Here is a 15,690-nt window from a genome sequence, read left to right on the forward strand (position 1 = left end):
CGCGGATCCGGACCGATCGAAACCGGACTCAGCAGGTGCTGGGCGCCGGTTCCCCCTGCAGCCGTGCATCGAGCCAACTCAGCGCGGAAGGCAGTCCGAGCACAGCTGCGGTCAGGTGGTCCGGGGTGGGTGTCTGCTGGCTGACGACCTTGGTCCCCGCAGTGCACCACCGATGCGTCGTCGAGGTGATCGCGTCGACCGGGATGAGGCCGTCGATCGGCGAATGCCATTCGAAGACAGGCATTGTCGGCGCACCGGGATAGAGCTCGAGGCTGTTCTCCTCCACCACGGCGCGCGCCTGGGGATCCCCCACCAGCGAGGTGGTGGCCGCGAAGTCCAGAATGCCGCGCCCCGCGCCCGCGCCGAGAATGTCGTTGGTGCAGGCGTCCCGGATCGACGCGCGGGCCGCCAGGCCGCTGGCATTCATCTGATCGCTGATCGGAAACCGTTGCGGGTATTCACGTTCCAGGCCGATCCCCGCGGCCAGCGCGAGTCCGAACACCGGATGCGAACCGAAACCGAGCCCCTCGAGCATCGACACCAGGTTCATCGGCACCCCGCCCATCGCCGCCCCTGCGATCTCGAGCTCGGGTGCGTACTCCGGCTGCAGGGCCGCCGCCCACGCCGTCGCCATGCCGCCACCGGAGTACCCGGCCATCGCCACCCGGCTGCCGCCGACGCGCAGCTGCTCGACCTGGCGCACCGCCCGGATGCCGTCGAGGGTCACCTGACCACCTAGTTTCGCCGCGCCATAAGCGAAATTGGGCCCGAGGTGGTCGGGCACAGCCATCGTCCAACCGCGCTTCAGCGCGTAGTTCCAGGCCACCGCCTCGCGCACCATCAGGTCCGGATCGTCGGTGTAGAGGACTTTGGAGACCGAGCACCGCGTGCCGAGCCCGTTGATGATGTGCTGATAGGACAGCACGGGGGCATCGGTGCGGTGATTGTTCGGCTGCAGCACCGTGGTCGTCGCGGCGATCGGGTCGCCCGCGGAGTTGGTGGATCGGAACTGGATCAGGGTGATCGTGGTGTCGGGGAACATCGCCAGCAGCGGCATCGGCCGCACGCCGAGCACGTCTCCGGGCTGATGATCGTCGAGGTCGTCGAGCTGGCTGTAGAAGGGGTCGGGGTCGGCAGTCGGGTACAGGGGTGTGGCGTGGCCTGCCGCGGCGGAGGCGAGGGTGAGCACCGCCGCCGCCAGGCAGACCGACAGTGTCCTGCGTGGCCGAGCGCGTCCCCAGATCATGCGGCTGTCCCTCCCGTGTCGCTGCTGTCAAAAGCGATCCTCGCCGGTACCGTGGCTCCCCGTCGACGGGTCGCCGCGAACATCGGCGGAGCTCACAACCTGCTTGCCACAGGGTTGTGACCGGAGGCAGCGCGCCCATATGGGGGGCGCACCGCCGCGGCGACAGGTGGATTGTGAGATCTCCAAGCGAAATCGGAACGTGTTCCTCTCGATGGTGCAGGCCCTACCGTCGAGTAGGAAGGCGCTCATCAGTGCCGGGGCGAAAGGAGCACGCCATGATTCCCACCGACGAGAACATCGCCGCCACCCTCCACCGCATCGACCCGAACGAGATACCGACCCGGCGGATCACGGTGTACTTCGACGGCCCGACACCCGAGCAGGCACTGGTCCTCGAATATGCCGCGACCCAGGCCGAGGCGTGGGAGTTCACCTCGGCGGCCGCGCACTCCGGCCTGCAGGTCACCGTCGACGGCCAGGTCGCCCCCGGACTGCGCCGGTTGCCCTGCCGGTCCCTGTGGCACTGACGATCGCGACGCCTCCGCACCGACCGCATTAGGCTGTCCGGGCAGGCGCTCATCGGCCCGCTATGACAGAAAGGGCGTTCGTGACACGGTGGCAGCTCCCGCTCGTACTCGCCGCGGCGGCCGTGCTCACCGGTTGCGGCTCGGCCGACACCGCGCAGGTCGCGACCCCGGCCGCCACCGCCGCTCCGACGACGACCACCAAGCGGGTGCCCGCCACCATCGCACCGCCCACCGCGACGGTCGACCCTTATGCCGGCCTGCCTCTCATCGATCACGTGAGCTGGACCGAGAACATCGACGGCCCCCGCTTGCTCGTCGTCCCTACCCAGGCGGGTCGCAAAACGGCCGCTCCGGGCACCGACGAGCTGGCATGGCAGGAAGTGCGCGCGCTCGACGCCGATGCCGACGCCCCGGGCATGCGCGACCAGTTCCTGTGCCACTGGGTCTGGGCGAGGATGGTCGCGCCCGACAAACCGAGCTGGAATCTCGAGCCGTGGCGCCCCGACGTCGGCTATCAGGCTACGGTGGCGGCGAACTGCAATCCCGGAGGACCCGAACGCTGATAGGAGCACCATGCGCATCGTCATCGCCGGTGGACACGGCAAAATCGCCCTCCTGCTCGCCCAGTCGCTGACCCGGCGCGGTGACCACGTCCACGCGCTCATCCGCGACCCGGACCAGGCCGCCGATATCGCCGCGACCGGCGGCGTCCCGGTGATCTACGACATGGAACGCGACACCCCGGCCGACCTCGCGGCCGCCGTCGCGGGCGCGGACGCGGTGGTGTTCGCCGCGGGTGCGGGCGCGGGCAGCGGCGCCGCGCGCAAATACACCGTCGACCTCAACGGTTCGGTACAACTCGCCGACGCCGCCGAACAGACCGGCGTGGCGCGGTTCGTGCAGATTTCGACGATGGGCGCGGGCAGCCCACCCGCTGCGGGAACCGACGAGGTGTGGGCTGCCTATATCGACGCCAAGACCCGCGCCGAAGAAGATCTGCGGACCCGCGATCTGGACTGGACGATCCTGCGTCCCGGTCGGCTCACCGACACCGAAGGCAACGGTCTGATCACGCTCGGACCGCCGCCGATTCCGCGCGATTCGGTGCCGCGCGCCGACGTCGCCGCGACGCTCGCATCGATCTTGGTCGCGGACAACACTTTTCGCCATACTCTCGAGCTGGTCTCCGGATCGCAGCCCATTGATTCGGCCGTCGCGGCCATTTGATAGCCAGAAATTAACTATCACAGCATATTTCGCCCGGCGGACATGATCGTCATTCCTCGGGGACACCGCGTCGCCACCCGACGGACACCGCGAACCGCCGGTCACGCCACTATTCGAGCAGCACTCCCGGCGGAGGCGGTGCCGCCACCCCCGATTCGCCGCTCAGAAGCCGGGAAATACGCTGCATCGAGACGGAATCGATAGTGCAGATGTGCTTGCATCTGAAAGTGTCGCCGTCCTAAACTCAGGGCCGCAACACAATTGAGGGGATAGTCAGGGGAGGCCGCGAGCGGCACACCCGGGGTCAGGATTGCCTTGGGTTTGCCACTGCCTGAGAAGCACAGGGGCATTTATCATGAACAACACCAAGGGCCGGTCCGGCCTCGCTGATCGCGCAGCGGCCACCCACGCCGAGACCACCCAGTGGTCGAGGGAAAGCGCGGTCGCCTTCGTCATCGACGCCGTGGAATCCACCGGCGCGGCGACCCGCAATGATTTCGATATCGACCGGATCGTGACCACCGCGCACGACCTGGCCGACGATTGGGATCTGCAGATGCTGACCCCGGATACTTTCTGGCGAATCGCCGCCGGCTGTATCCGATACTGACTACAGAGTCGGTGCCCGACGATCGACTGCGCGATATTCAGTGCGGTCCGATCCAGTTCTCGGTGCCGAATCCGCTCGGCCGTCGATCTTGTTCGGCCGTCACTCCCGCTCGGCGTAGGACAACAGGATCTCGCGCGAGCGGTCCGGCCGTTCGGCCTGGACGCTGAGCTGATCCATCACCGTCAGATACATCGCGAGGTCCTGGCGACGCTCGAGGTAGAGCGCGCTGGTGAGTTGCTCGAGGTAGACGATGTCGGGCAGTTCCGGCTCGCCGAAGCGCAGAATGCTGAACGAGCTGCCCGCCGCCGCGTGCCCGCCCGCCGCATACGGCAACACCTGCACCGTCACGTTCGGCAGCAGCGACAGTTCGGCCAGATGACGCAGCTGGGCCCGGTGCACCTCGCGCCCACCGATCGGACGATGCAGCACGGCCTCGTCGATCACCGCCCACACCACCGGCGGGTCGATCCGGCGTAGGACATCCTGGCGCAACTGCCGAACCTGGACCCGACGGTCGGTTTCGGCGTCGTCGAAACCGAGGCTGACAATCGCCCTGGTGTACTCCGGTGTCTGCAGCAGGCCCGGCACCAGCTGTGCCTCATAGGTGCGGATCTGGCTGGCCGCCTGCTCGAGCCCGAGATAGGTACTGAACCACGACGGCAGCAGATCGCTGTAGCGGTGCCACCAACCAGGTTCACTTGCCTGCCTGGCCAATTCGAAGAACGAGGTACGTTCCACCGGATCGTGCACGCCGTAGAGCGTGAGCAGATCCCGGATATCGCGTTCCTTGAAACCGGTGCGACCCAACTCGAGTCGACTGATCTTGGCGTGCGAGCCACGGATCGCATCACCCGCGGCCTCGCGGGTGATGCCTTTGCTCTCGCGTAGCTTGCGCAACTGGCCACCGAGCGCAATGCGCAACACCGTGGGGCCGCGGTCCACCACAGGTTGCACGCGACCGATCTCGTCGGGTTCAGCCGTCATGGACCCAGATCCTACCGATTACCCGGTGAGGTAGTCGAACTCTCCGGCCTTCGCGCCGCGGATGAACGCGTCGATTTCGGGCCGGGTGTAGAAAATTACCGAGCCCTGCGGGTCGCGCGAGTTGCGCACGGCGACCGAGCCGTCGGCGGCTTCGGCAACCTCGACGCAATTGCCGCTGGGGTTGCTGTAGGTGCTCTTGCGCCACGCACCGTCTCCCGGGCGTTCACGCTGATCATGCTGCATTCCGGACATACCGCACTCCTCCTTCTCGAATGATGCCCATCGGTACGAAATTTGCAGATGCACGCACAAACGTTCTTGCATCTGCTTGCGCGAGGGGGACATTAACACGCTCGAGGCCACCGCGCACCGGTCGGTACTTACCCGATGTCATGACCCTGGAACACGCTCGGATAGAGCCGTCCAGTCCCCTGAATTCGTAAGCGCCGCAACCCCATCGCGAGCCGACACGGCCGAAACGAACGTGCAGATGTGCTTGCATTCGAAAACAGCCCGCCCGTAGACTCAGGCCGCAAGATCATCGGAAGGTTCCACGGCTCCACCCTGCCGGGCAAACCTTCCGTCGCCGGATGGGAGGGGACTTCGATGAGTAGTCCGTTTCAGCGTCACGTCGGTGCCGCGGTCGTATCGCCCACCGCGTGTAGCGACGAGCCGAACGGGCTGACCTACCGTCAGGCGCGCGAGATGCTGCGCCAGCACGATATCCACGGCCCACAGTGTCGCCAGTGGCTGGCCGCCGCCGCGTATCTGTCCGCGGGGCTGGACGACGAATAGTCCGGTCGTAACGTCTTCGTGCTGGTCAGGTCGGTTCCGACAGGTCATGCTGGTGGGCGACGATCGATCCGGACAGGTGGTGCGTGTATGCGGATAGCGGAGATCCTGCGCAACAAGGGCACGGCGGTCACCACGGTGACACCGCAGACCACGGTGCGCGATTTGCTGACGGCGCTGGCCGAGCACAATATCGGCGCGGTGGTCGTCTCCCCCGATGGCGTGGTGATCGCGGGCATCGTCTCCGAACGCGACGTGGTGCGTCATCTACACGCCCACGGGGCCGCGCTGCTCGATCGGCCGGTCAACGACATCATGACCGCCCGGGTTCGCACCTGTGGGCCCGATGAAGACGTGTCCTCGCTGCGAGATGTGATGACCGAGCACCGGATCCGGCACATGCCGGTGGTGGAGTCGGACCGACTCGTCGGCATCGTCAGCATCGGTGACGTGGTGAAGAGCGAGATCACCGAACTCGCCGCCGAGCGTGAACACCTCGTCGAGTACCTCCAGGGCAACTACTGAGTCCGGCAACGCCCCGCGCTGCCGAAAAGCCTTGCGGCTGAGAATTCTTCGCGAGCCGCGCCACAAACGTGCGTATCGTTGAGCACGTGTACCCCGCCCGGCCCGAGCTCGCCGCCGCCTCGGTGATCCGGCACGCGCCCACGCCGGTGCCCGCCTCGATTCGCGCGCGGTTCCCCGCCCTGGCCGACCCCTCGGTGGTCTATCTGGACAGTGCCGCGACGACACAGAAGCCCGACACGGTCATCGCGGCCGTCACCGACTACCACCGCGAGCACACCGCCAACGCGGGTCGCGGCACCTACGGCTGGGCCACCTCGCTGTCCGCCCGGATCGACGCTGTCCGTACCCGAGCGGCCGGTTTCCTCGGCGCGCGGCACCGCGACGAAATCGTGTTCACCGGCGGAGCCACCGCCGCGCTCGGCGCGATCGCGCACAGTTGGGGCCTGGCCGAGTTGAACGACGGCGACGAGATCGTCTACAACCCCGCCGATCACGCCGCCAATGTGCTGCCGTGGCATCACCTGCGTGACACCCTCGCCCGGTTCGGCCGGCGCATCGTGTTGCGCCCCTATCGCAGCACCGCGACCGGCGAGGCCGATATCGAGGACCTCCTCACGCAGGTCGGTCCGCGCACCAGGCTGATCACCACCAGCCACCTGCATCACGTGTACGGCGGGCTCACCACCCTCGAGGAATTGCACGGCCGCATCGACCCGGAGATCCTGCTGTGCTTCGACTGCTCGCAGAGCGGTGGGCACCTGCCGGTCGACGTGAGCGCTCTGCGTGCCGATTTCGCGGTCTTCGCGGGGCACAAGATGTTCGGTGCGCCCGGTACCGGGCTGCTGTACTGCCATCGCCGGGTACACGACAGGCTGCGGCCCTTCCTGCCCGGCGGGCACTCCGGGGTGACGATCACCGACGCCGGTCTGGTCGGCACCGGGATGCCCGAACTGCTCGAGGGCGGCACCCACAATCTTCCCGGCATCCTCTCCCTGGCACCGGCTTTCGATCTGCTGGACGAACTCGACCGATTCGCTGTCGCCGCGCACAACCGGGTGCTCACCCTGCGGCTGATCGATGGTCTGCGTGAGGTTCCCGGGCTGGATTTTCTCCCCGGGCCCGCGCACGCCGCGTGCGCGGTCGGCTACGGCATCGTCTCGTTCACCCTCGACACACTCACCGCCGCCGACCTCGGGTTCGTGCTGGCCGATGCCGGGTTCCTGGTCCGAACCGGGGCGCACTGTGTGCCCTCGGCCGATGCCGGAAGCGGTTCGGTGCGGGTGAGTACCCACCTCTACAACACCCTCGACGAGATCGACCGATTCGTCGCCTGTGTGTCCGGCATCGCCGGGCACGGGCGCTGACCCGAGCTGTCCACCAAGCCCCCGACGCCGAGGAGGAACGATGGGCACGCCCACCGTGCAGCACTACGATCGTCGCGCCGCGTCCCGGATACTGGCCCGACTGGCCGCCCCCGGACTCTTCGCCTCGACCGCCCCGCCGGCTCCGGTGCGAATCACCTTCCGTACCCGCGCATTACAACCCGAACCCGGCGCCGCGCTGACGCAGTCCCAGCGGATGTATCTGGAACGGTTCATGCGACCGTGTCGCCCCGACCAGGTGACCAGCGCGACCCACCGCCTCACCTGGACCGACAGCGCGGGCATCCCCAACACCGGGTACTTCCACACCGCGGGATCGGGCCCTGAACTCGCGGTGATCGCGCGTGAAACCGTTCTCGCACTGTGGCATTCGCTGGCGGAATCCGGTCTCCCGGCGCGGGCCGCTGCCCTGCTCGCCCACGATCGCGGTGTCCTCGCCGCGACCACCACCGATCACGATCCGCACGAGATCTTCCGGGTCGGCGTCGAAGCGACGGGACGCGCGCTGGTCCAACACGGACTGATCGCCGCCGACACCCCCTATCGCGGCATCGTCGAATTCGCCAGGGGGATCCACGATTCCGGCATATTCACCGCCGTCGCGACCCGCTGGTTCTGGGAATTGCAGGCCTCGACCTTCCGGCGCGGGATGATCCCGGTGCGCTTGGCCGCCCAGCCCGATGGGTCCGTGCGCTATACCGCCGATTCGATCGCCGTCCTGCGCACGATGAAGGACGCCACCATCGCCGACGCGCACGCGGTGATGGCGCGCGCGACCACCGAGGAGGGTCTCGAGACCGAGGCGGCCGTCGCGAAGTATCACGACGACCTGGACCTGATCTCCCGGCAGTACGCGCTGCTGCCGGCCGACACCAGGCCCACCTGCCTCGCGGCTACCCAGCACGATATCGACGGTGTCGGCATGCATGTGCTCACTACTGTGGCGGACCGGTTCGTCGAGACGTTCGCCGCGCTGGCGGGCTCGGTGGAGGTGGTCGAGGACCTGACCGAGCAGCGCCCCGGCACCGCCCCGACAGGTGACGACGGTGTCTTCTATGTGCCCGATATGAGCTGCCGACACTGCGTGCGCACGATCACCGCGCTGCTCGAGTCGATGGACATCCCCGTCGTCGAGATCGACCTGGAATCCAAGCGCGTGATCGCCCGAATCCGAAGTCCGCGCAACCGGTTCCGCGTGTTCGAGGCGTTGCGAGACGGCGGGTACAACCCGGTCGACGACGTGCCGGCGCAGGTGCCCGGCGCGTCGGTGGGATGATCCCGCCCGCCGTCCCCGCCGCGCTGCATCCGCTCGTCGCCGCGTTCCTCACCGACCGCGACGGTGTGCGTGCGGCGCTGCGCCGCTACGGCTCCCCCCTGCATCTGGTGTTCCCCCAGGTCTTCACCGCCAACCTCGCGGCGCTGCGTACCGTGCTCGACGCGGACGCCGTCCGACATCGACTCTGCTACGCGCACAAGGTGAATCGTTCGGCGGCGTTCGCCCGTACCGCCGCACACGCGGGGATCGCAGTCGATGTGGCGTCGGCGCAGGAGCTGGGTTCGGCACTGTCTGCTGGATTTCCCGCCGACCGCGTGGAGGTGACCGGGCCCAAGGGCTCCGCGATGCTGCGGGCCGCACTGGCCGCGGGGGTGACGGTCAATGTGGACAATCTCTGGGAACTCGCGACGCTGGCCGAGCTGACGCCGCCGGAGCAGCCGGTGCAAGTGTTGCTGCGCGTTTCGGGGTTCTCCGGTAGCTCGCCGAGCCGGTTCGGCATCGATCTCGCCGATGTGGACACGGCGCTGGAGCTGCTGGTGGGGCACCGAGATCGGGTGCGGCTACTCGGGTTCGCCTTCCACCTCGATACCGCGGCCACCACGGAGCGGGTCAACGCGGTCGGCGACTGTCTCGAACTGATCGAACGCGCCTACGCGCACGAACTCGCGCCGACCGTGCTCGACATCGGGGGCGGGCTGCGCCAGGTCTTCACCGCCGACGCCGCGGGTTACGACGCCTACGACCATGTCCTACGGGCGGGCCTGCTCGGACGAGGCCCCGCGATGCACTGGGGCAACAACACTTTCGGCTACCACCTCGCCGAGGGAATGGTGCACGGCGGGCCGGTGTTCCACAAATACGCCAATACCGAATCCGCTGCCGGCATGCTCGCTGAACTACTCGCCGCCGCGCTGCCCGGACACGGTGGACGGGCATTGGGGACGGTGCTCACCGACAATCTCCTCGACCTGTGGCTGGAACCGGGCAAAGCGCTGGTCGATCACGCCGGAATCACCGTGGCCCAGGTGGAATTCGTCAAGCAGGCGGGTAACGGCGCCACGCTGGTCCATCTGGATCTCAGCCGCGACACCGTCACCGCCGCCGACCAGGAGGTGCTCATCGATCCGATCGTGCTGTCCGAAGAGGTCGAATCGCGGCCTGTCGGAGTGTATTTCGCCGGACATCTGTGCCTCGAGCGCGACCTGGTCACCCAGCGGCAGGTGCGGGTCGCGCAGCTGCCCTCCCCCGGTGATCCGGTGGTATTCGCCAATACCGCCGCCTACCATATGGATCTGTCGGCCGCACAGGCCAGCATGCATCCCGTTCCGGCGAAAATCGCTGTGCTGCATAGCGACGGACGGTTCGAGCTCTGCCCCGACGCCGACTATCGCCCCGGGGACCGGTGATGGTCTACACCCACATCACCGAGCTGATCGGCAACACTCCCCTGCTACGTCTCGACCCCGCCGTGCACGGGTTACCCGACGTCGACCTGTACGCGAAGCTGGAGTCGCACAATCCTTTCGGTTCGGTGAAGGACCGTGTCGCCTGGGCGATGATCCGCGACGACCTCGAGCACATCGCCGCTGACGGGCAGTCGTTCATCGAGGCGTCGAGCGGCAACACCGCCAAAGCGCTGCGGGTACTCGGCGCACTGCACGGCATCCCGCTGCGCGCGGTCACCAACCGGATCAGAGTGAGCGAGGTCCGCCAGCTGCTGCAATTGCTCGGCACCGAGATCGTGGAGCTTCCGGGCCTGTCCGAGTGCCCCGATCCCCATGCGGCCGATGATGTTTCGGCCGTCATCGAGCAGACCATCAGCCAGGGGCAGGGCCGCTGGTATCACCCCTCGCAGTACACGAACGAGCGCAATGTCGCCGCCCATCACGACGGCACCGGCGCCGAGATCGCCACCGACCTCGCGGACGCGGGCATCGACCATCTCGACTATCTGATCGGCGGCCTCGGCACCACCGGATCCACCCGTGGCACCGCGACCGCACTGCTCGCCCATCATCCCGGCCTGCGCACGATCGGGGTGGTGTCGGACCGTTTCGATTTCATCCCCGGTATCCGCTCCGAGCGCGAGATGTGGGAAGTCGGCCTGTTCCGGCCGGATTTCTACGACGAGATCGTCACCGTCGACGCCGCCGCCGCTATCGAGGCGACCCTCGACCTGGTTCGCGGCTACGGCGTCCTCGCCGGACCGACCAGCGGCGCGGGCTATTACGCCGCCCTGCACGCCCTGGCCGCGGCGCCGCGGCCCGAGGGCAGACCGCTGGTGGCGGTGTTGATCGTGTGTGACCGAATGGAACCGTATCTGTCTTATTTCGCCAAACGTCGGCCCGACCTGTTCGGCAAGCCCACCGCACCGGCGCCTCCGAGCCCCGACGACACCGCGCCGATGCTCTCACCCGCCGAACTCGCCGACCTCGACCGCACCGCCAGACCCACTGTCGTCGATACCCGGGGCGCGATGGCCTACCGGGTCGGGCATGTCCCCGGCGCGCTCAATATCCGTGACGACCAACTCGACGAGATGCTCACCCAGGGTGTGCCGTTTCCGCGGTCACGGCCGGTGGTGTTCGTGTGCCCGGTCGGGGAGACCTCGCTGCGCTTCGCCGCACTGGCCCACCGCGCGGGCTATGCGGCGTTCAGCCTCGAGGGCGGCATCGTCGCGTGGCGCGATGCCGGATATGCCATGGAGCGCGGCGGCTGATCAGACGAGCACCCTGGTCGCACGTCGAGCGGTGCTCAGCGAACGACCTCGACCGGCCGCCGCCAGCAACGGCGCCAGCGGGCCGCGATACCCCTGCGCGAGCAGCCCGACGACCGCGCCGAAGCGCGCGACGAAGTGCTGTGCGGTCGCCTCGTCGAATCGGGCGATCGGATAGATGAACGACCCGTCGATACCGGCGGGCGCACTGAGCGGATCGTAGTGATCGGTGAGCCCGAACTCGAGATCATGCTTTGCCCTGACGACGCCGGTCGGTATCTCGGTGATCGAAAGACCCTGCGCCGGTGGTGGTTCAGTGGCAGTGCGCGGCGCTTCTGCTCGCTGCAGGATGAGCGTCGCCTGAAACAACGGGAGCGCCGCGTCCTCCAGCAGGCAACGCTTGAGGCGGGTGTCGGGGGTGTCGGGGTGGGCGTACGCGGCGAGCGCGACGCGGCGGACCTGATCGATGAGCTCCTCGACGTCGCCCGCGCGGTCGAGGCGGACCCGCATCAGCACGTCATCGGAGAAGTTGCCGACGAGATCGTCGAGCAGGCGGTGCTCGCGTCCCGAAACCGCCGTGGCGACAGTGACATCGGAGCTGCGCGCGAAGGCGCCGACGGTGAGGGCGAACGCGGCCTGCAACACCATGAACAGGCTCGCCCGACCGTCGTGCGCCAAGCGCAGCAGCCCGGCGTGGGTCGCGGCATCGAACGAAATCGGCAGCAGCGCACCGGCGACGGGGTCGATCGGCGGGGCGGACTGTTCGCGGGCGGGCAGGGCGAGCCGGGCGGGACGGCCCGCCAGCGCATTGGCCCAGTACCGCAGCTGATGGGTGGCCCGGCTCCACTCGTCGGTGAACTCGCCGAGCTGCTCGTGCTTCCACAGGGTGTAGTCGATGTAGCTGATCGGCAGCGGCCGCCACTGCGGGGAAGTGCCGGCCCGGCAAGCCAGATAGGCGGTGACCAGATCGCGGATCAGCGGACCCATCGAGCGGCCGTCGACCGAGATGTGGTGCACGACAAGGGCCAGCACCACATCGTCGGGGCCGAGTACGAACAGCCGTGCCCGCACCGGCAGTTCACCGGCGAGGTCGAAGGGCCGCTCGGCCAGCTCGGCGACCGCGGGGCCGAGTTCGGCTGCGCTGACCGCGCATTCGGCCACATCGAGGACGGCGTCGCCGGGCTCGATTACCCGCTGCGCCGGGCCGAGCTCGGTTGCCGGGTATCGGGTTCGCAGCGGATCATGGCGGGCGACAAGGAGTTTCAGCGCTTCGCGTAGCGCCGCCACATCGACGGCCGCGCCGCGCAAGCGCATGGCCCGCGCGACATTCCAGTCCGCCGACCGGCCCAGCCGCGCGGCCTGCCACATCCGCTCCTGGGCGGGCGCGAGCGGCACGTGCGCCGGACACGGGCGCGGAGCGAGTACCGGTGGCGTGGCGGGCCGCGAACGCCCCGGAGCACTTCCAGTGCGCACCGTCGCCGACAACACGCCGCGATCGGCCTCGAATCCCCCCGACCTCATCCCCACGCCGGGGTCCAACACGCGTCTACAACCTCCACACCGTTCCGACAGGTGAGCCACGCTAATGACTGGATGTGAACGCGCAGTTACCGGATCGTGACCATGCTCGGTCGGTCGAACACATCGCGACTCCGAAGATTTCGCCGACTATCCACTTTCCGGGGGAAATCGCCCAAAAGCCGCGTTAGAGTAGCGACGGGAAGCTGAGCGAGGAGTTGGTTGGTGTCCATCGGGAAATTGGTGTCGTTCGACGGTTCACGGGGTTTCGGGTTCATCCGGCCAGATGACGGCGGGCCCGATGTGTTCGTCCACGTCAACGACATCGGCCTCGACGAGGACGAGCTCCGTCAGGGTCGTCTGTTCGAATTCGATGTGACCGAAGGTGATCGGGGACCCAAGGCGATCAACCTGACCGGGGTCGGCCATGCCCCCGCGGCTCCGAAGACGCGCAAGAGCGGCGACCAGTTGGGTCCCGAGGAACTGCGTCAGCAGATCACCGAACTGCTGCTGGAAGCCTCCCCCGCGCTCACCGCGGCCGAGATCATCACCATCCGCGACCGGTTCACCACCTTCGCCGACGAACACGGTTGGCTCGACAGCTGACCTCGCGCCCGCGCTCTGCGCCGCGCCGCACTCCACGCGGACAGTCGACCGCGACAGGCGCCCGATGTCCGCGCACGTGTCGGTACCCCGTCCTACGATCGCCTCACACACCGATGAATCGGGCGTGCTCGCATCGTCGATACGGGTGAACACACCCGCGAGGAGGATCGGATGGATCTACCGGTGATGCCGCCAGTGCGCCCCATGCTGGCCAAGTCGACGCCGTCGTTGCCGCGCGAACCCGGACTCAGCTATGAGCCGAAGTGGGACGGCTTCCGCTGCATCGTGTTCCGCGACGGTGACGAGATCGAACTCGGCTCCCGCAACGATCGCCCGCTCACCCGGTATTTCCCCGAGTTGGCCGAACTGTTGAAGGCGGCACTGCCGCCGCGCTGTGTCGTCGACGGTGAGATCGTGGTGGTCACCGACCAGGGCCTCGATTTCGATACCTTGCAGCAGCGGTTGCATCCGGCGGCCTCGCGGGTCAACAAGCTCGCGGCCGAGACACCGGCCAGTTTCGTCGCCTTCGATCTGCTCGCCCTCGGCGATCGCGATCTCACCACCGAGCCGTTCGCGCAGCGGCGCCGCGAGCTCGAATCGTTGCTCGACGCCGCGCCCGGCCGGATCCACCTCACACCGATCACCCAGGATCCCGACGTGGCCCAGGACTGGTTCACCCGGTTCGAAGGCGCGGGCTTCGACGGCGTGATGGCCAAGTCCGACGAGCTGACCTACCTGCAGGACAAGCGCGTGATGCTCAAGATCAAGCACGAACGCACCGCCGACTGTGTGGTCGCCGGGTACCGGATGCACAAGGACGGCGAGGGCGTCGGTTCGCTGCTGCTGGGTCTGTTCGACGACGAGGGCAATCTGCATCATGTCGGGGTGGCGTCGAGTTTCACCGCGGCCCGGCGCCGCGAACTGCTCGGTGAGCTGGCGCCGTTGCGCGAGAACGCCCTCGACGATCATCCGTGGCGCAACTGGGCCGACGCCGTCGCGCAGGCGAACGCCGACGGCAAGATGCCGGGCGGGGTGAGTCGATGGAGCGGCGGCAAGGACCTGTCGTGGGAGCCGTTACGGCCCGAGTTGGTGGCCGAGGTGCGCTACGAGCACGTGCAGTCGGGACGGTTCCGCCACGGCGGGCGGCTGGCCCGGTTCCGGGCCGATCGCACCCCGGAGTCGTGTACCTACGCCCAACTCGACGAAGTGGCGCCCGCCGAGCTCGACGCGATCTTCGGGGTCGGCCGATGAGCGCCGCGGTGGAACTCGACGTCGACGGCCGCGCGCTGACGATCAGCAATCCCGACAAGGTCTACTTCACCAAACGCGGGGAGACCAAACTCGACCTGGTCAACTACTACCGGGCTGTCGCCGATCCGCTGCTCGGCGTGATCGGGGGTCGTCCACTGTTGCTGGAACGCTATCCCGACGGAGCTTCGGGCAAATCGTGGTTCCAGAAACGGGTGCCGAAGTCGGCGCCGGACTGGTTGCAGACGGTGGAGGTGTCCACCCCGAACGGCACCACCAGCGACGCGCTGGTGGCCCACGATCTCGCGCACATCCTGTGGGCGGTGAATCAGGGCTGCCTGGGCTTTCACGTGTGGCCCAATCACGTTCCCGATCTGCGGATCGCCGACGAACTGCGCATCGACCTCGATCCCTCACCCGGCATCGGATTCGACGATCTGCGCCGCGCCGCGGTGCGTACGCGCGAACTGCTGGCCGAACTCGGCATCGACTCCTCCATCAAGACCTCGGGTTCGCGTGGTCTGCACATCTACGCGGCGCTGGAACCGAGGTGGGACGGCTACGAGGTGCGGGCGGCCGCGGTGGCGCTGGCCAGGGAGCTGGAACGTAGGCACCCCGAGGAGATCACCGCCCAGTGGTGGAAAGAGGAGCGCGGCTCGCGGGTGTTCATCGACTTCAATCAGAACGCGCCGCACAAGACCGTGTTCGGCGCCTGGTCGGTGCGGCCGAAGGTCGGCGGTCAGGTGTCGACGCCGATCACCTGGGCCGAACTCGACACCGTCGTCCCCGACGAACTCACCCTCGCGACAGTGCCCGCTCACCTCGCCGAGTCCGGTGATCCGTGGGCGAACCGGGCAGCGCAGTCGATCGAGCCGCTGCTGGAGATGTCGGAGCGCGACATGGCAGCGGGACTGATGGACGCGCCGTGGCCACCCCAGTATCCGAAGATGCCGAACGAGCCACCGCGTGTGCAACCGAGCCGGGCCAAGAAAGACTGAGGTCTACTCCCCCGATCCGAGCCCCGGACATGGAA

At 67.8% G+C, this 15,690-nt stretch carries 17 protein-coding genes; 13 read left to right on the plus strand and 4 right to left on the minus strand.

The genetic code is table 11. From position 1 onward, the window contains the following. Positions 1-28: 28 nt before the first annotated feature. Entirely contained in the window at positions 29-1,246 is a 1,218-nt protein-coding gene (locus ASD42_RS16030; protein ID WP_056817472.1) for a lipase family protein, read from the minus strand. Between the two features lie 275 nt (positions 1,247-1,521). On the opposite strand from ASD42_RS16030, the gene ASD42_RS16035 reads away from it, so the two are divergent. The 4 genes from ASD42_RS16035 to ASD42_RS16050 all read left to right on the plus strand — a co-directional run bounded on the left by ASD42_RS16035 (position 1,522) and on the right by ASD42_RS16050 (position 3,610). Continuing rightward, complete coding sequence (locus tag ASD42_RS16035; protein ID WP_056817475.1) at positions 1,522-1,773, plus strand: hypothetical protein; 252 nt, start codon at positions 1,522-1,524, stop codon at positions 1,771-1,773. Between the two features lie 80 nt (positions 1,774-1,853). Further along, positions 1,854-2,336, plus strand: a complete 483-nt coding sequence (locus ASD42_RS16040) for a DUF2599 domain-containing protein (RefSeq protein ID WP_235569607.1) — start codon at positions 1,854-1,856, stop codon at positions 2,334-2,336. Between the two features lie 10 nt (positions 2,337-2,346). Continuing rightward, entirely contained in the window at positions 2,347-3,000 is a 654-nt protein-coding gene (locus ASD42_RS16045) for an NAD(P)H-binding protein (protein WP_056817481.1), read from the plus strand. A 355-nt stretch (positions 3,001-3,355) separates the two neighbouring features. Then, positions 3,356-3,610 carry a hypothetical protein gene (locus ASD42_RS16050; protein WP_056817483.1) on the plus strand — a complete coding sequence of 85 codons (255 nt, stop codon included), beginning with the start codon at positions 3,356-3,358 and terminating at the stop codon, positions 3,608-3,610. Between the two features lie 99 nt (positions 3,611-3,709). On the opposite strand, the gene ASD42_RS16055 is transcribed toward ASD42_RS16050, so the two are convergent. Further along, on the minus strand, positions 3,710-4,594 hold the full coding sequence (locus ASD42_RS16055; RefSeq protein WP_056817487.1) for a helix-turn-helix domain-containing protein: 885 nt from the start codon (positions 4,592-4,594) through the stop codon (positions 3,710-3,712). Between the two features lie 18 nt (positions 4,595-4,612). Continuing rightward, positions 4,613-4,846, minus strand: coding sequence for a DUF397 domain-containing protein (locus tag ASD42_RS16060; RefSeq protein WP_056817490.1), 234 nt, complete (start codon positions 4,844-4,846; stop codon positions 4,613-4,615). 354 nt (positions 4,847-5,200) lie between these two features. Between ASD42_RS16060 and ASD42_RS16065 the strand changes: the two genes are divergently transcribed. From ASD42_RS16065 to ASD42_RS16090, 6 genes are all read left to right on the plus strand, one after another. After that, the gene (locus ASD42_RS16065; protein ID WP_056817493.1) at positions 5,201-5,389 is read left to right on the plus strand and encodes a hypothetical protein; all 189 of its coding nucleotides are present in this window, start codon (positions 5,201-5,203) and stop codon (positions 5,387-5,389) included. An 87-nt stretch (positions 5,390-5,476) separates the two neighbouring features. Then, a complete protein-coding gene (locus tag ASD42_RS16070; protein ID WP_056817496.1) occupies positions 5,477-5,911 on the plus strand; it encodes a CBS domain-containing protein in 435 nt (144 codons plus the stop codon). Positions 5,912-5,997: 86 nt separating this feature from the next. Continuing rightward, a complete protein-coding gene (locus ASD42_RS16075; RefSeq protein WP_084787169.1) occupies positions 5,998-7,275 on the plus strand; it encodes an aminotransferase class V-fold PLP-dependent enzyme in 1,278 nt (425 codons plus the stop codon). A 40-nt stretch (positions 7,276-7,315) separates the two neighbouring features. Beyond that, the gene (locus ASD42_RS16080) at positions 7,316-8,569 is read left to right on the plus strand and encodes a heavy-metal-associated domain-containing protein (protein ID WP_056817508.1); all 1,254 of its coding nucleotides are present in this window, start codon (positions 7,316-7,318) and stop codon (positions 8,567-8,569) included. Then, positions 8,566-9,975 carry an alanine racemase gene (locus ASD42_RS16085; protein WP_056817510.1) on the plus strand — a complete coding sequence of 470 codons (1,410 nt, stop codon included), beginning with the start codon at positions 8,566-8,568 and terminating at the stop codon, positions 9,973-9,975. Before ASD42_RS16080 ends, ASD42_RS16085 begins: the two co-directional genes overlap by 4 nt. Further along, positions 9,975-11,288, plus strand: a complete 1,314-nt coding sequence (locus tag ASD42_RS16090; RefSeq protein WP_056817514.1) for a pyridoxal-phosphate dependent enzyme — start codon at positions 9,975-9,977, stop codon at positions 11,286-11,288. Before ASD42_RS16085 ends, ASD42_RS16090 begins: the two co-directional genes overlap by 1 nt. On the opposite strand, the gene ASD42_RS16095 is transcribed toward ASD42_RS16090, so the two are convergent. Further along, entirely contained in the window at positions 11,289-12,827 is a 1,539-nt protein-coding gene (locus ASD42_RS16095; RefSeq protein ID WP_056817517.1) for a condensation domain-containing protein, read from the minus strand. Positions 12,828-13,025: 198 nt separating this feature from the next. Here ASD42_RS16095 and ASD42_RS16100 point away from each other — a divergent pair, with 198 nt between their 5' ends. The 3 genes from ASD42_RS16100 to ligD all read left to right on the plus strand — a co-directional run bounded on the left by ASD42_RS16100 (position 13,026) and on the right by ligD (position 15,655). Then, entirely contained in the window at positions 13,026-13,409 is a 384-nt protein-coding gene (locus ASD42_RS16100; RefSeq protein WP_056817521.1) for a cold shock domain-containing protein, read from the plus strand. A gap of 171 nt (positions 13,410-13,580) precedes the next feature. Further along, a complete protein-coding gene (locus tag ASD42_RS16105; RefSeq protein WP_200950468.1) occupies positions 13,581-14,660 on the plus strand; it encodes an ATP-dependent DNA ligase in 1,080 nt (359 codons plus the stop codon). After that, entirely contained in the window at positions 14,657-15,655 is a 999-nt protein-coding gene (gene ligD / locus ASD42_RS16110; protein WP_056817523.1) for a non-homologous end-joining DNA ligase, read from the plus strand. Before ASD42_RS16105 ends, ligD begins: the two co-directional genes overlap by 4 nt. Positions 15,656-15,690 lie beyond the last annotated feature (35 nt).

This window comes from Nocardia sp. Root136, assembly GCF_001427185.1.
GTDB classification, from domain to species: domain Bacteria; phylum Actinomycetota; class Actinomycetes; order Mycobacteriales; family Mycobacteriaceae; genus Nocardia; species Nocardia salmonicida.

Excerpts from the sequence above, each read along its gene's own strand:
- ASD42_RS16030 (WP_056817472.1), bottom strand. The coding sequence starts at position 1,246 with ATGATCTGGGGACGCGCTCGGCCACGCAGGACACTGTCGGTCTGCCTG.
- ASD42_RS16035 (WP_056817475.1), top strand. The coding sequence starts at position 1,522 with ATGATTCCCACCGACGAGAACATCGCCGCCACCCTCCACCGCATCGAC.
- ASD42_RS16045 (WP_056817481.1), top strand. The coding sequence starts at position 2,347 with ATGCGCATCGTCATCGCCGGTGGACACGGCAAAATCGCCCTCCTGCTC.
- ASD42_RS16050 (WP_056817483.1), top strand. The coding sequence starts at position 3,356 with ATGAACAACACCAAGGGCCGGTCCGGCCTCGCTGATCGCGCAGCGGCC.
- ASD42_RS16055 (WP_056817487.1), bottom strand. The coding sequence starts at position 4,594 with ATGACGGCTGAACCCGACGAGATCGGTCGCGTGCAACCTGTGGTGGAC.
- ASD42_RS16060 (WP_056817490.1), bottom strand. The coding sequence starts at position 4,846 with ATGTCCGGAATGCAGCATGATCAGCGTGAACGCCCGGGAGACGGTGCG.
- ASD42_RS16065 (WP_056817493.1), top strand. The coding sequence starts at position 5,201 with ATGAGTAGTCCGTTTCAGCGTCACGTCGGTGCCGCGGTCGTATCGCCC.
- ASD42_RS16070 (WP_056817496.1), top strand. The coding sequence starts at position 5,477 with ATGCGGATAGCGGAGATCCTGCGCAACAAGGGCACGGCGGTCACCACG.
- ASD42_RS16080 (WP_056817508.1), top strand. The coding sequence starts at position 7,316 with ATGGGCACGCCCACCGTGCAGCACTACGATCGTCGCGCCGCGTCCCGG.
- ASD42_RS16085 (WP_056817510.1), top strand. The coding sequence starts at position 8,566 with ATGATCCCGCCCGCCGTCCCCGCCGCGCTGCATCCGCTCGTCGCCGCG.
- ASD42_RS16090 (WP_056817514.1), top strand. The coding sequence starts at position 9,975 with ATGGTCTACACCCACATCACCGAGCTGATCGGCAACACTCCCCTGCTA.
- ASD42_RS16105 (WP_200950468.1), top strand. The coding sequence starts at position 13,581 with ATGGATCTACCGGTGATGCCGCCAGTGCGCCCCATGCTGGCCAAGTCG.
- ligD (WP_056817523.1), top strand. The coding sequence starts at position 14,657 with ATGAGCGCCGCGGTGGAACTCGACGTCGACGGCCGCGCGCTGACGATC.